Source organism: Streptomyces sp. NPDC017940, from assembly GCF_044328435.1.
Classification (GTDB): domain Bacteria; phylum Actinomycetota; class Actinomycetes; order Streptomycetales; family Streptomycetaceae; genus Streptomyces.
In genome coordinates, this window is sequence record NZ_JBIRHJ010000001.1 from 189,089 (window position 1) to 201,585 (window position 12,497).

Below are 12,497 nucleotides of genomic sequence, written 5' to 3' on the forward strand. Positions count from 1 at the left end.
AGGCGAAGCGACTATGCGCTTGCCCCGTGGCACTCGCCATAGCCCCGCCCAGACCCGCACCAACAACCCCCGCCCCGCTCCGGCGGCCACCCCGCCGCCCGCCCCCGTGCGGCCAGCGTCGTCGCGTACTGCGGTAGCAGCGAGGGGTCGCCCGGCGACGTGCCCTCCGAGGCGGCGAAGGCCTCATAGGAGGGGACTGTGCCTGTGACGATGCCCAGGTTCGGGGTGCCCGAGGTGGAGAGTTCTCGCAGGGAGGACTCTATGGTCGCCAAGTGGGCCTCGTGGGAGGGGTATTCGGCGGTGAGGGACGGGTACGCCGTCAGGAGTTCCGTCAGTTCGGCCGAGGGCCAGTGCAGGACCGCCACCGGGAACGGGCGGGACAGTGCGTCCCGGTAGGAGCCCAGTTCCGCCTGGAGGCGGGTGATCTCGGCGCGCAGGTCCTCGGGGTTCTCCGAGCCGAGCGCCCAGATCCGCTTGGGGTCGTGCAGTTCGTCCAGCGGGACCGGCGTGCGGCCCGCCGCCGCGGCGCGTGCCCGGTGCACCCGGTCCGCCAGGCCGTCCCACGCGTCGTGTGCCTCGCCCAGGAGGCGGCGTACCCGGTGCCGGCCGAACAGGAGAGGGTGCGTGGGGTACGGGAGTTCCGCCTCCGCAGCGTCCCCGGGGGTCGCCGAGCCCGAAGTCGGGAGCAGCCTCCCCAAACCCTCCGTGAACGCCTCGTGCGCCTGGTCCAGCTCGTCGTGGGCCTCCAGGGCCTCCGCCACGATCACCCAGGGCGCCGCGTCCCCGGGTGCCGTGCCGCGCACGCCCTCGATGATCGCCCTCGCCTCGGCCTCATGGCCGTACTCCCACAGGTTCGCCGCCTTGAGCGCCCTGATCAGCGTCGGGTTCTCCGGCGGGTGCGGGGCCGAGGGGGAGAGGAGGTTGTCGTAGAGCGTCGTCGCGCGGGCGCGCGCTTCGGCCAGCTCCAGGTGGGCCGCGGCCTGTAGCAGCAGTTGCTCCGCGTCCTCCGGGTAGAGGCCCGCGGTGCGCTCCAGGCGCTCCGCTTCGGCGATGTGGTCGACGTGGTCGACGTGGTCGGCAGGCGTGTCGGGGCGCATGAGTGACACCGTACTGCCGTTCCCCGGGCGGGGTGTATGGGGTGGGGTGGTGCGTCCGTCGGTGCGTTTGTCGGTCCGTCCGTCCGTCCATCGGTCCGTCCGTCGGTCCGTCCGACGATGCGCCGGTCTGTGCGTCGGTCGGTGCGTCGGTTGTGGGTCGGTTGATGGGTCGGTTGGTGGGTCGGCCCGTGTGTCGGTCGGTAGGTCGGGCGGTACGGCAGCTGTGCGTCAGCCGGTGTGTCGCTCGGTACGGCGGCCGGTGCGCCGGTCTGTGCGGGGTTGGTACGCCGGTGGTGAGTCAGCCCGTGCGCCGGTCTGTGCGTCAGCCGGTGTGTCGGTCGGTACGGCGCCCAATGCACCGGTCTGCGCGTCAGCCGGTACGGCGGTCTGCGCGATGCCCCGGGCCCGGAGCGGGGGCGCGGCCCCGGGCCGTTTCGGTCCGTGGCCCGTGGGTCTGGTGACTTGCGCCCGCTCCCCCTATCTTGCGGCTCGCCGGGGCTTCCCCGACCCCACGCCCCCGCTGCCCCGCGGTACGCGCCGGGCACCGGGCGCCGGGGTACGGCTGTGCGTCCGGCACCGGGACACGGCGGACACGGGGTGGTACGCGACGGCGGTCGTGCGACGGGGGCGCGCGTCGTCGTGCAGCGCGGTCCCGGCCGCCGCTGGCGCCGACCCGGCCACCGGGGATGCCACCCCGGCCACCGGGCGCCCCGCCCCGGCCACCGGGCGCCCCGCCCCGGCCCGCACCCCCCGCACGGGCCGCTCCCCCGCGCCCTCTGGTACTCCGGCGAAGCCCTCCTCACCCTCGGCCTCGTCCTGCTCCTCCTCGTCGTCCACCAACTCTGGTGGACCAACCGCCAGGCCCGCGCCGCCGCCGAGAACACGGTCGAGTCCCTGGAGGAGCAGTGGGCGGAAGGCGGGGGCCCGGGCCCCGGTGGCGAAGCCACCGGCAGCTCCGGCGACCCCTCCCGCGCCCCAGGCGACCCCGGCGGCCCCAACAGGCCCGCCAGCCCTGCCAGCCCCGCCAGCCCCGAAGACCCGCGACACACCCCCAAGCCCCCGGCGCACGCACCCCCCAACGCGCCCCCACGCGCGCCTCTGACAACCACGCCTACGCAGTACTCCGCATCCCCCGCCTCGGCCTCCGCGTCTCCGTAGCCGAAGGCGTCGGCAAGGGGTACGCCGGGCACCGGAAGACGTACGGCGAGCCGTTCCGGTAGGCGGGCCGCGGGTTCGACCGGCAGCTGACGTCCGTGCGACCCCGCTGAGCGCCCGGGAGCCGGTTAGGCTGCTGACCCGTGATCAAGCGCCGCCCCCATCTGCTCTGGCTCCTCGTGCCCTTCCTGCTGTACGTGGGCGCGCTGCCGTTCGTGAACCGCGTACGGCCGCTGGTCCTCGGGCTGCCGTTCCTGTCCGCCTGGCTGCTCCTTGCCACGCTGCTCACACCGGTCGCCGTAGGGCTCGCGTACCGCGGGGACAAGAGGAAGCGGGCCTCGTGAACGCCGCCGTCGCCACCAGCATCTTCGGGCTCTTCATGGTCGCGACCGTCGGCCTCGGGCTGCTCGCGGTGCGCGGGCGCGGCGACCGGGGCGGCGGGCTCGCCGAGTGGTCCGTGGGCGGGCGCTCGCTCGGGACCGTGTTCATCTGGGTCCTCATGGCGGGCGAGGGGTACACCAGCTTCAGCTATCTGGGCGCCGCGGGCTGGGGGTACAACTACGGCGCGCCCGTCCTGTACGTCGTCGCCTACATGTCGTGCGGCTACGCCGTCGGGTACGTCGTCGGCCCGATGCTCTGGTCGTACGCCCGGCAGCACGGCCTCGTGTCCATCACGGACATGGTGGCCCACCGCTACGGACGGCCCTGGCTGGGTGCCGCCCTCGCGCTCCTGGTGACCGTCTTCCTGCTGCCCTACATCCAGTTGCAGATCACGGGCATGGGCGTGGTCGTCTCGACGATCTCGTACGGTGCCATCAGCCTCGACTGGGCCTACTTCATCGGCTTCGCCGTCACCACGGGGTTCGTGGTCGTGAGCGGGCTGCGCGGCAGCGCCTGGGTGTCGGTCCTCAAGGACGTCCTGGTCGTCGCCACGCTCGCGTTCCTCATGTGCTACGTACCCCTGCACTACTTCGACGGGTACGGGGACTTCCTCGACCGGGTCGTACGGGAGAAGGGGGAGTGGCTGACGCTGCCGGGGAGCGGCGACAGCCCCTACGGGCAGGCCTGGTTCGCCACGACGACGGTCCTGAACGCCCTGACCGTCGTCATCTTCCCGACCACCGTCGCGGGCTATCTGGGCGCCCGCGACGCCGACGCCCTGCGCCGCAACGCGGTCCTGCTGCCCGCCTACAACGTGCTGCTCTTCGTACCGATGCTCCTCGGCATCGCGGCCCTGTTCGTGGTGCCGGGACTGACCGGCGCCGGGTCGAACCTGGCGCTGTTCAAGCTGGTCGTGGATTCCCTCCCGGCCTGGGTCGTGGGGTTCGTCGGGGTCGCGGCCGCGCTCTCCTCGATCGTTCCGATGGCGGTGTTCATGCTGGTCATCGGGACGATGTGGGGTCGCAGCGTGCTGTCCCTGCTGCCGGGGTGGCGCGCCCCCGGGCGCCAGAAGCTCGCGTCGCAGCTGGTGGTGGTGCTCGCGGGCGGCATCGCGCTCGTCATGACGTACACCGTCCCCCACACCTTGGTGCGGCTCTCACTCATCTCGTACGAGGGAATGGCGCAGCTCGTGCCGATGCTCCTGATCGGTCTGGTGTGGCGGCGGCTGAGCCTGGCGGGCGCGGTGAGCGGACTCGCGGTGGGGGTGACGATCGTGTGCGGGCTCGTGTTCACCGAGCACGATCCGGTGCTCGGCGTGAACGCCGGGATCCTCGCGCTGGCCGCCAATCTGGCGGTGGCGCTCGCCGTCTCGTACGCCGGCCCGGCCGACCGGGACGCGCGGGCGGACGCCGAGGTGCTCGCCAGGGACCCGGGCGACACCACCGGCGCCGGCGCCCCGGTCCGCGGCGCTGCGGCGCACACGGCGGATCCTGTATAAACGGCGGTAGTACATCTGTACGCGTACGCAGAGCAGAACGGCGGGGGGTGACTACGTGGGCAGGAATACGGTCGAGAGCGTGCTGCGCGAGTGGGCCGCCGCCCTGCGCCCCGCACTCCTGATGCTGTTCCTCCTGGTGGAGACCGTCCTCGCCGACGCGGGCAGCCTCTCCGCCGCCGTCGCCCTCGCCGCGACCGCCGCCGCGGGCTCCGCCCTCGCCCTGTGCTCGCTGCTCGCCGCGCGGTGCGCGCCCGCCGTGCCCCGCACCAGGGTGCGCACGGCCATCCGCGACCGCGAGCAACGCACCGCGTTCCTGCCGCAGCGTGATCCCGACGCCCGCGGGCGGACCCGTCCCCGAGCACCCGGCCGTCCCCTCCTGACGGCCGCGTAGGACTCCCGGACCCTCGACCCTCGAAGCACCCTTCTTCCGAGCGCCCGGCCCCACGCGGGTCGTCATGCCGACGCACCCATGCCCCAGCGGCATTCCGGCACGACGAGACCCCCGGAGGGCTCACCCATGTACGTCTTCGCCAGCCTGGTCGCCGACCTCGCGGACCTGCTCGAACCGTTCTTCGCCACCGGGGCGACGGCCGCCGCCATCGTCCTGGTCACCGCCTGCGTACGCCTGCTCGTCCACCCCCTGTCCCGCGCCGCAGCCCGCGGCCAGAAGGCCCGCGCCATGCTCTCCCCGCAGATCGCCGCGCTGCGCGCCAAGCACGCCAGGAACCCGGAGAAGTTCCAGCGGGCGCTCCTCGAACTGCACCGCAAGGAGCAGGTGTCACCGCTGGCGGGATGCCTTCCGGGACTCGTCCAGCTGCCCGCCTTCTTCCTGCTCTACCACCTGTTCTCCAGCTCCGACATCGGCGGGAGGGCCAACGAGCTGCTCGACCACAAGCTGTTCACGGCGCCGCTCGGCGGGCGCTGGGCGGACGCACTGGGCGACGGCGGCCTCCTCGGCGCCCCGGGCCTCGTCTATCTCGCGCTGTTCGCCCTCGTCACCGCCGTCGCGACCTTCAACTACCGGCGTACGAAGCGACAGCTGGCCGCGAACCCGCCGGCCGCGCCCGGCGGCGAGCAGGCACCCGGCGCGGGCGCCATGGCCGCGATGACCGCGATGACCGCGATGACGAAGTTCATGCCGTTCCTGTCCTTCATGACCCTGTTCACTGTCGCCGTGGTGCCTCTCGCCGCCGCGCTGTACGTCGTGACCAGCACGACCTGGAGCGCGGTCGAGCGGGCCTTCCTCTACCGCGACATGCCGACGGGTTCGGGGGCGATGGGGGCCGCGGCCGTGCTGTGACGGACCTCGCGAGGCGGCGGTGCCCGGGGCTTGTGACGGTCCAGTACGTGAACGGGGTCTTGTGGAGCGGACTGCGAGCTTGGAGGATCGACCAACCTCAGCTCCGATGGCCGCACCCATCGGCCGGGCCAAGCTCGACCAAGGGAGTCACACCATGAAGCTGCTGCGAGTCGGTACGGCGGGCGCCGAGCGCCCGGCCCTGCTCGACGCCGGGGGCACCCTGCGCGACCTGTCCGGCACGGTCGCGGACATCGACGGGGCGCTGCTCGCCGACGACGCCGCGCTCGCCCGCGTCCGCGCGGCCGCGGGCGGGGACGGGGGCGGGGGCGCCCTGCCCGCGCTCGACCCGGCCGGGCTGCGGATCGGGCCGCCGGTCGCCCGCGTGGGCAAGGTCGTGTGCATCGGCCTGAACTACCACGACCACGCCGCCGAGACCGGCGCCGAGGCGCCCGCCGAGCCCGTCGTCTTCCTCAAGGCGGCCGACACCGTCGTCGGGCCGAACGACACCGTCCTGGTGCCGCGCGGCTCGGTGAAGACCGACTGGGAGGTGGAGCTCGCCGTCGTCATCGGGCGCACCGCGCGCTGTCTGGAGTCGGCCGAGCAGGCGCTCGCGCACGTGGCGGGGTACGCGGTCGCGCACGACGTGTCCGAGCGCGAGTTCCAGATCGAGCGCGGCGGCACCTGGGACAAGGGCAAGAACTGCGAGACCTTCAACCCGCTCGGCCCCTGGCTGGTCACGGCCGACGAGGTGCCGGACCCGCAGGCGCTCGGCCTGCGGCTGTGGGTCAACGGCGAGCTGAAGCAGAACGGGACCACGGCACGGCAGATCTTCCCGGTCGCGGAAGTGGTGCGGTACGTCAGCCAGTTCATGACGCTGTACCCGGGCGACGTGATCAACACCGGCACCCCGGCCGGGGTCGCGCTCGGGCAGCCGGAGCCGAAGCCGTTCCTGCGCGCCGGGGACGTGGTGGAGCTGGAGATCGACGGCCTCGGACGACAGCGGCAGGAGCTGAAGGGGGCCTGACACCTCCCGGGCGCCGGCGCGCCGGTGGCGGGCCTGACACGCCCTCAGGGAGCAGTCCTCTTCGGGCCAATGGGGGAAGCCGTGAGCGTGTCTCCCATGAGTTTTGTCTTAATTACGCATATTTCCGTGTATGCGAAGAAAACGATCAGCGTATGTGGCGGCGGCCGTCACCGTCGCGGCCGCCGCCGTGGTCGGCGGCCTGGCCGGGCAGGGAGTCGCCGACCCCCTGCCCGGCGGCCTCGGCCCCTGCAAGGGCGCGGCCTGCCCGGGCACGTACCCGGAAGCGAACAACGGCCCCGTGACGGGCCGGGACGAGAACATCAACATCTTCGTCGGCGGGACCATGCGCGTGCGCGAGGCCGCCGCGGAGGCCGAGGGCAAGGTCGTCGTGCTCGGCGACTTCGACATGAACAAGCGCGCCGGGGTCTCCCAGGTCTACAACGTGGGCGTGGCGGGCGTGGGCTCCCGGGTGCCGCCGCCCAACGGCTCGGACTTCCTGACCGCGGGCGGGGACCTCACGGTCGCGCCCGGCCAGCGCCTGCTCGCGGAGGAGGGCTCCGTCAACGGCGTCGTCCGGTACGGGGGCACGCTCAGCGGCCGGGTGTTCCCCACGCCCGTCAGGGACCCGGACGCGGGCGACCAGTACGCCGCCCTGCCCGGCCGCCTCACGGCTGCCAGCCAGTGCTACGCGTACGACGGCGACGAGCCCCGCGAGGTCACGGGCTCCGCGGTCAACAACGGCTACGAGACCGTCTTCACCGGCGACGGCACGTCCGATCTCCAGGTCTTCAACGTCGACTTCGACCTGGTCAGCAGGAGCGGCGGCGACCAGGGCATCACGTTCAGGAACATTCCCGCCGGTGCCACCGTGCTCGTCAACCTCATGGGGTCCGAGCGCACGATCCGCACCTACAGCGGCGCCCTGCCGGACGGTCTGCGCGAGCGGCTGCTGTGGAACGTGCCGGACGCGACGACGATGAACTTCGCGGGCAGCGGGCAGTTCCAGGGCAGCGTGCTCGTGGGGTCCCCGGGCAGTGCGACCACGGTGACGCTGCCGGGGATGAACGGGCGCTTCTTCACGGTGGGCTCGATGACCCACACCTCGCGGACCGATGGCGGCGGGGGCCAGGAGATCCACGCGTACCCGTTCAACGGCGACCTGCCGTCGTGCACCTCGCCGTCGCCGGACCCGTCGGACAGCGACGACCCGGATCCGGACCCGAGCCCGGATCCGTCGGACAGCGACGATCCGGATCCGGACCCGAGCCCGGACCCGTCGGACAGTGACGACCCGGACCCCGATCCGTCGGACAGTGACGACCCGGACCCCGATCCGTCGGACAGTGACGACCCGGACCCCGATCCGTCGGACAGTGACGACCCGGACCCGGATCCGTCGGACAGCGATGACCCGGACCCCGACCCGAGCCCGGATCCGTCGGACAGCGATGACCCGGACCCGGACCCGGACCCTGACCCCGACCCGTCGGACAGTGACGACCCTGACCCCGACCCGGATCCCGACCCGGATCCTGACCCCTCGGACAGCGACTGGCCGGACCCGGACCCGGACCCCGACCCGGACCCCGACCCCTCGGAAACCGACGACCCCCGGCCCACCCCGGACCCGTCCAAGTCATCGGCACACCCGCACCCGCACCCGCATCCGCACCCGCACCCACACCCGCATCCGCACCCCCACCCGTCGAAGAGCCACCACGAGATGGCCCACACGGGCACCTCGTCGGGTGAGCTCGCCCTGGTAGGGGCGATCGCCGCGGCGCTGGTCGGTACTGGCGTCGGGTTCGTGGTGATGGTGCGCCGCCGCGCCCAGGACCAGGCGGACTGAGGCAGACCCGGAAGGACCCGGAAGGGACCTGAAGGGACCGGAAGGAACCGGGCGGGTCCGGGCTGCGGCCCGCCCCGCCCGGCCCCGGACGGCAAGGCGTCAGGACGCGGTGAAGCGCTCCAGGGCGGCCACCACCAGGGCGTGGTCCTCGACCTGGGGGAGGCCCGAGACGACCACGGTGCCGATGACGCCCACGCCCTCGACCGCGATCGGGAACGCGCCGCCGTGCGCCGCGTACCGGTCGGGGTCGAGGCGCGAGGACTCCTCGAACGTCGAACCCTTGGCCCGGAACCTGCTGCCCACCAGGTACGAGGAGCAACCGTACCGCTCGACGACGCGGCGCTTGCGGTCGATCCAGGCGTCGTTGTCGGGGGCCGACCCCGGCAGCGCGGCGTGGAAGAGCCGCTGCCCACCGCGCCGGATGTCCACGGCGACCGGGGCCCGACGCGCCCGCGCCATGTCCACGAGGAGGCAGCCGAGCGCCCACGCGTCGTCGTGGGTGAACCGGGGCAGCGTCAGGCGCCGCTCCTGCTCCTCCAGTTCGGCCACGGAGGGCGCGGCCGCCGAGGCGGAGGCCGACGCGGTGGGGGAGGGGGCGGCGGGGGTGTCCGAGGACGCCCGGTAGATCGGTCCGGTGCTCACAGCGTCACCGCCACACCCTCGCGCGCCGAGCGGCGCGCGGCTTCGAGGACGTCGAGCGCCGCGGCGGCCTCGTGCGCGGTGACCGGGTTGTTGCCCTCGCCGCGCAGGGCGGCGGCCACGGCGGCGTAGTACGCGGGATAGTCACCCGGCAGGGTGGGCTCGGGGCGGCCGCCGCCGGTGAGCGGGGACTCGCCGGCGCCGACGCGGCCCCACATCGACTCGGGCTCCACGCCCCACGGGCCGTCGGCGGTGGGCCGCTCGCCGCCGCGCAGGGCGGCCTCCTGCGGGTCGAGGCCGTACTTCACATAGCCCGCCGACGAGCCGAGGGCGCGGAACCTGGGGCCGAGCTGCGCGGTGGTCGCGCTGACGTACAGGTGCGAGCGGACGCCCCCGGCGTGGGTGATCGCGACGAACGTGTCGTCGTCGGCCTGCGCGCCCGCCCTGCGGACGTCCGTCTCGGCGTACACGCGGACCGCGGGGCCGAAGAGGACCAGGGCCTGGTCGACGACGTGGCTGCCCAGGTCGTACAGCAGACCGCCGATCTCCTCGGGGTCGCCGGACTCGCGCCAGCCGCCCTTGGGCTCAGGGCGCCAGCGCTCGAAGCGGGACTCGAAGCGCCACACGTCGCCGAGCCCGCCGTCACCGATGAGCTTGCGCAGCGTACGGAAGTCGTTGTCCCAGCGGCGGTTCTGGAAGACCGAGAGGAGCAGTCCGCGCTCGTCCGCGAGGGCGGCGAGCTCGCGGGCCTCCGCGGCGGTGCCCGCGAGGGGCTTGTCCACGACGACCGGCAGGCCCGCCTTGAGCGCGGCCGTCGCGAGCGCCACGTGCGTCTTGTTCGGGGACGCCACGACGATCAGGTCGAGCTGGTCCGCGCGGCCCCACAGCTCGTCGGCGTCCGCCACGCAGCGCAGCCCCGCGCCGAACTCGGCCCTGGCCCGCGCCTGCCGCTCGGGGTTCGAGGTGACGACCGTGTCCAGGGTGAGGCCCTCGGTCGCGGCGATCAGGGGGGCGTGGAAGACGGAGCCCGCGAGGCCGTAGCCGATCAGGCCCACGCGGAGGTCGTTCTTGCCTTCGGTCATGTCGCCTTCAGTCATGCCCTCCACTTTGGCAACGGTGTTGCCAAAGTGCAAGCGGTGCTGACAATGGGGGTGTGAACAGCGAGGCCACCGGACACACAGAGACCGCCACCGCCACCGCCACGAGCACCGCCACTGGCGCCAGCACCGCTACCGCCACGAGCACCACCGCCACCGGCGCCAGCACCGCCTCCGCAGCGAGCACCGCCTCCGGCGCCAGCACCGCCTCCGGTGCCGCCACCTCCATGGGCACCGGCGCGAACCTCCGGGCGCTGCGCGGGCACAACGCGGCGCTCGTGCTCGATCTGCTGCGCCGTGCCGCGGTCGGCGGCGCCGAAGGCGTGAGCCGCCCGGAGCTTGCCGCGCGTACGGGGCTCACCCCGCAGGCCGTCAGCAAGATCGTCGCGCGCCTTCGCGGGGACGGCCTGGTGGCCGACGCCGGACGGCGCGCGTCCACCGGCGGCAAACCGGCGACCGTGCTGCGGCTCGTGCCCGGTGCCGGGTACGCGGTCGGACTGCACCTGGACCGGGACGCGCTGACCGCCGTGCTCGCCGACCTGACCGGCGCGGTGGTCGCCGAGCGGCGGGCGCCACTCGACTTCGGGGCGGGCGCGGACGCCGTGGTGGCGGCCGCCGTGGACGAGGTGCGCGCGTTGGCCGGGGGCGGCGGGTCCACCGGCCCCTACGGGCCCGCCCCGGAAGCGGCGCCCCCGGCAGTCCTCGGCGTGGGAGTGGCCCTGCCGGGGCCGCTCGACCACGAGGCCGGGGTCCTGCACCGGGTCACCGGGTTCCCGGAGTGGGACGGCTACCCGCTGCGGGACGCGCTCGCCGCGCGGCTCGGGCTGCCGGTGGCCGTGGACAAGGACACCAATGCCGCCGCGCTCGGGCTCGCCCTCGGCGGGGCCGCGGAGTCGTTCGCGTATCTGCACCTGGGGACCGGCCTCGGCGCGGGCCTGGTCCTCGGCGGCGACCTGCACCGGGGGGCCCGCACGGGGGCCGGGGAGTTCGGGCACCAGGTCCTCAGCCTCGACGGGCCGCCGTGCGGGTGCGGCGACCGCGGGTGCGTGGAGGCCCTGTGCCTGGCGGCGGTCGCGCGCGGCGACCTCGACGAGGCCGCGCGGGTCCTCGGCACCGCCGCGGGGAACCTCGTCGCGCTGCTCGACATCGACCTCGTCCTGCTGGGCGGCCGCACCGTCTTCGCCGCCGAGGACCTGTTCGTACGCGGAGTCGGCGCCGTCGTCTCCGGCCGTACCCGGCGCGAGGGCTCCCGTACGCCGGTCGGGGTGCTCGGTGCCCCGGGCGGCGACCGGGGGGTCGCGGAGGGCGCGGCGCAGCTGGTGCTCGCCCCGCTGTTCGGCCGGGCGCGCGTCGCCTTCCCCGCCTTTTCCCGCCAATCGGACTTGACGACGAATCGGACTTGACGACGAATCGGCTGTTAGGGGGGATTCGGCAAGCCGAACGGGTTCCCGGGCGCGGTGAGGCCTGTGCCGGGCGGCGGACGCGTGGCAGGGTCTGGGCCGCGCCCCGTTGCTCCTGGCCGTGTGCCGGACCCCTCAACGGGCGATACCCCGCCGTCAGTTCGGCCGTTCCGGAGGCTTCGCGCGTCCGGTCGCCAGCAAGGGCTCCCCATGCGACTTCGCAGTTCTCTCGCGGCAGGCGTCGCCGTCGCCGCCGTCACCCTCGCGCCCGCCGCGGCCGGGGTGGCGGCGGCCGCGGGCGACCAGCCGGGGGAGAGCGGAGCGACCGCCGTCCTGCGGCCCACCTGCGCCACCGCGGCCGGGGACGACTTCCCGATCGCGACCCGCATCACCGGCGGGCCCGCCACCTACGAACCCGGCGGCGGCTTCCGCGACTGGTCGGTGGAGCTGACCAACGCCACGGACGACACCTGCGGGAACGTCCACCCGGTCATCGTCCTCGTGGACCGGGGCAAGGAACTGCGGCCCCGGCAGATCCAGCTGGAGTTCGACGACGGGTCGCGCAGGCGGCCGGTGCGGTTCGTGCGGACGGACCGGGACGAGAACGTCGGGGTGCTCGGTGGCGCGGCCGGTGCCCCAGGCGCCCAGGGCGCCACCGACGCGCCCGGCACCCCCGACGTGCCCGACGGCGGGTTCCCCGGCTTCACCATCGGCCCCGGGCACACCGTCACCGTCCACGTCCGCCTCGCCTTCACCTCCGACGCCGCGCCCGACCGGGTCGTGGCGAGCGCCGCCGTGGTGCGCAGGCACACGGAGCACGACGGCCACGCCGACGACTCCGACTGGGTGGGGACGTCCAACGACTACGCGTTCGACATCGTCGAGGCGGCCGGGCCACCCGGCCGGGGCCCCGGCGAACTCGCGAAGACCGGCCCGGGCCACCTGCCCGGGCTCGGGGCCGCCACCGTCCTCCTCGGTGGTGTGGCCCTAGTGGTGGGATCTCGGCGCCTTCGGGCCAGAAGGCGCTGATCAGCCGGTTCCGCCGCCCCCGAAGGCC

General features: G+C 74.1%; 11 protein-coding genes. 8 read left to right on the top strand and 3 right to left on the bottom strand.

All coding sequences use genetic code 11. The features are described from left to right. Positions 1–11: 11 nt before the first annotated feature. Positions 12–1,097, bottom strand: a complete 1,086-nt coding sequence (locus ACH4DX_RS00790; RefSeq protein ID WP_398153502.1) for an SEC-C domain-containing protein — start codon at positions 1,095–1,097, stop codon at positions 12–14. Positions 1,098–2,395: 1,298 nt separating this feature from the next. On the opposite strand from ACH4DX_RS00790, the gene ACH4DX_RS00795 reads away from it, so the two are divergent. The 6 genes from ACH4DX_RS00795 (at position 2,396) to ACH4DX_RS00820 (ending at position 8,304) form a co-directional block, all read left to right on the top strand. After that, positions 2,396–2,596, top strand: coding sequence for a DUF3311 domain-containing protein (locus ACH4DX_RS00795; protein WP_398116545.1), 201 nt, complete (start codon positions 2,396–2,398; stop codon positions 2,594–2,596). Further along, positions 2,593–4,131 carry a sodium:solute symporter gene (locus ACH4DX_RS00800; protein WP_398153503.1) on the top strand — a complete coding sequence of 513 codons (1,539 nt, stop codon included), beginning with the start codon at positions 2,593–2,595 and terminating at the stop codon, positions 4,129–4,131. The genes ACH4DX_RS00795 and ACH4DX_RS00800 overlap by 4 nt, the downstream gene beginning before the upstream one ends. Before the next feature lie 121 nt (positions 4,132–4,252). Then, positions 4,253–4,522: a DUF6412 domain-containing protein gene (locus tag ACH4DX_RS00805; protein WP_051852673.1), complete on the top strand. Its 270-nt coding sequence runs from the start codon at positions 4,253–4,255 to the stop codon at positions 4,520–4,522. A gap of 126 nt (positions 4,523–4,648) precedes the next feature. Further along, positions 4,649–5,431 carry a YidC/Oxa1 family membrane protein insertase gene (locus tag ACH4DX_RS00810; RefSeq protein ID WP_398116549.1) on the top strand — a complete coding sequence of 261 codons (783 nt, stop codon included), beginning with the start codon at positions 4,649–4,651 and terminating at the stop codon, positions 5,429–5,431. A 154-nt stretch (positions 5,432–5,585) separates the two neighbouring features. Further along, a complete protein-coding gene (locus ACH4DX_RS00815; RefSeq protein ID WP_398116551.1) occupies positions 5,586–6,455 on the top strand; it encodes a fumarylacetoacetate hydrolase family protein in 870 nt (289 codons plus the stop codon). 154 nt (positions 6,456–6,609) lie between these two features. Beyond that, on the top strand, positions 6,610–8,304 hold the full coding sequence (locus ACH4DX_RS00820) for a choice-of-anchor A family protein (protein ID WP_398153504.1): 1,695 nt from the start codon (positions 6,610–6,612) through the stop codon (positions 8,302–8,304). 99 nt (positions 8,305–8,403) lie between these two features. On the opposite strand, the gene ACH4DX_RS00825 is transcribed toward ACH4DX_RS00820, so the two are convergent. Both ACH4DX_RS00825 and ACH4DX_RS00830 read right to left on the bottom strand, forming a co-directional pair. After that, positions 8,404–8,853 (bottom strand): heme-degrading domain-containing protein, encoded by a 450-nt coding sequence (locus ACH4DX_RS00825; RefSeq protein WP_398154145.1) that lies wholly within the window; start codon positions 8,851–8,853, stop codon positions 8,404–8,406. 89 nt (positions 8,854–8,942) lie between these two features. Further along, complete coding sequence (locus ACH4DX_RS00830; RefSeq protein ID WP_398153505.1) at positions 8,943–10,040, bottom strand: Gfo/Idh/MocA family oxidoreductase; 1,098 nt, start codon at positions 10,038–10,040, stop codon at positions 8,943–8,945. A 56-nt stretch (positions 10,041–10,096) separates the two neighbouring features. Here ACH4DX_RS00830 and ACH4DX_RS00835 point away from each other — a divergent pair, with 56 nt between their 5' ends. Together ACH4DX_RS00835 and ACH4DX_RS00840 are read left to right on the top strand one after the other, a co-directional pair. Then, positions 10,097–11,443, top strand: a complete 1,347-nt coding sequence (locus tag ACH4DX_RS00835; RefSeq protein WP_398153506.1) for an ROK family transcriptional regulator — start codon at positions 10,097–10,099, stop codon at positions 11,441–11,443. A 207-nt stretch (positions 11,444–11,650) separates the two neighbouring features. Next, positions 11,651–12,469 carry a hypothetical protein gene (locus ACH4DX_RS00840; RefSeq protein WP_398153507.1) on the top strand — a complete coding sequence of 273 codons (819 nt, stop codon included), beginning with the start codon at positions 11,651–11,653 and terminating at the stop codon, positions 12,467–12,469. Positions 12,470–12,497 lie beyond the last annotated feature (28 nt).